We start from the raw sequence: 1,995 nt of genomic DNA on the forward strand, positions 1-1,995 counted from the left end.
ACTGGTCGCGGAATCGGCCCAGCGTATGAAGATAAAGTTTCTCGTCGAGGTCTAAGGTTAGGTGACTTGGTTGATGCAGAAAACTTTGCTAAAAAGCTTAAAGAAATTATGGAATACCACAACTTTGTATTGGAAAACTTCTACAAAGTTGAGCCTGTAGATTATCAAAAGACGCTTGATGATGTGCTTGAGATGGCGAAGGTTCTTTTACCGATGGCGGTTGATGTCACGGACGAGCTTCACGCATACCGTAAAGCGGGTGAGAATATCTTGTTTGAGGGTGCCCAGGGCTCCTTGCTAGATATTGACCACGGTACCTACCCATTTGTAACATCTTCAAATACGACCGCAGGTGGCACGGCGACCGGTAGTGGTTTCGGTCCTATGTACCTTGATTACGTACTGGGTATTACTAAAGCTTATACAACTCGAGTTGGTTCTGGTCCATTCCCAACAGAGTTGTTTAATGATCAAGGTCGTCATCTTGCCGAGAAAGGCCATGAGTTTGGTGCAACCACTGGTCGTCCACGTCGTTGTGGTTGGTTTGACGCGGTTGGTTTACGTCATGCTATTCAGATCAATTCGGTGTCTGGTATTTGTTTGACCAAACTTGATGTACTAGATGGTCTTGAAGAGATTCAGGTTTGTGTAGGTTATAAGACTAAAGCGGGTGAAGAATTAACACGCCCACCGCTTGATGGTCGAGGTTATGAAGATCTGGAACCTGTATTTGAGTCGCTACCTGGTTGGTCAGAAAGCACTTTAGGTGTGCAGAAACTAGAAGACCTTCCTGAAAATGCTCGAAGCTATATCAAGTACATTGAAGAGAAGATTGAAGCGCCTGTTGATATTATTTCAACCGGCCCTGATCGTGTTGAGACGATTGTGCTGAGACATCCTTTCGACTGATTTAGCTAATCAATACTTAAAAAGCCTGATTGCTTTATGCTTTCAGGCTTTTTTTATGAGCGAGTGTTTTGAGTTGAGAGTGACTACAAGCTATTTTTTATTTGCAATGAAAGTCGCACGCAAAGGGGCAGGGTAGCCTTCAAGCGTTTTGCTCTGGTCTGTTGGGTCTAGGAAGTCCTTTAAGGATTGGAACTTCATCCAGTCCGTGCTTCGCTGCTCTTCAGTTGAGGTGATGTTGCTCTCTACACAGCGAATATTAGTGAAACCGGCTCGCCTTAGCCATAAGCTCAGGGTTTCTTTAGTTGGTAGATACCAGACGTTTCGCATCATGGCGTAACGATCCTCTGGCATTAGACTATAGCCTAGCTCACCTTCACAAATGAGCGTTTCCAGCACCAGTTCGCCGCCCTGGCGCAAGGTCCCCTTGAGCTCCAATAGGTGATCGATAGGTGAGCGGCGATGGTAAAGCACGCCCATTGAGAAAGTTGTGTCAAAGGCCTCTAGCTGTGGTGTCACATCTTCCATTCGTACTGGGAGCAAATGGATGGGTGCTTGAGGGCCACAATATTTCTTTAGAGTCTCGAACTGTAGTAAGAATAAAAAGTTCGGGTCGATCCCAATAACATTTTGTGCGCCTTCGCCCAACATACGCCAGCAGTGATAACCAGAACCGCAGCCTACATCGAGTATAATCCGGTTTTTTAAGGGGGTGATGTGGTCTTTGATACGTTCCCATTTCCAGTCTGATCGCCACTCCGTATCGATATGAACGCCGAATAAGTCATAGGGTCCTTTTCGCCAGGGTATTAAACCTCTAAGTGCTTGTTCAAGCTGTTTAAACGTATCACTATTTAGGCCTTCCTTGCTGTCGGCACCAACACGTGAAGCATCTAGATTGACGATGTCGGAGTTTAAAACTGGCAGAGAATGATAGGCCTCCAACCAACGCTTTAAGTCACCATGAGGCTTTTCTTGAAGCTTATGTTTGAGTAGGGGGATTAAAGTCTCCAACCAGGGTTCGAGCTTGTTGCTGCGCATGAAAGCAAATAAGTCGTCATAGAGAGGGTAGAAATCCATCGTTATACC

The 1,995-nt window shown here is 45.7% G+C and carries 2 protein-coding genes; one reads left to right on the forward strand and one right to left on the reverse strand.

The features are described 5' to 3' along the window. The coding region (locus tag A3729_RS15440) for an adenylosuccinate synthase (protein WP_068634048.1) at positions 1 to 909 on the forward strand (909 nt) is incomplete at its 5' end. 90 nt (positions 910 to 999) lie between these two features. Here A3729_RS15440 and cmoB read toward each other — a convergent pair. Beyond that, entirely contained in the window at positions 1,000 to 1,986 is a 987-nt protein-coding gene (cmoB, locus tag A3729_RS15445) for a tRNA 5-methoxyuridine(34)/uridine 5-oxyacetic acid(34) synthase CmoB (RefSeq protein WP_068513437.1), read from the reverse strand. Positions 1,987 to 1,995: the final 9 nt, after the last annotated feature.

The organism is Oleiphilus sp. HI0043 (genome assembly GCF_001634935.1).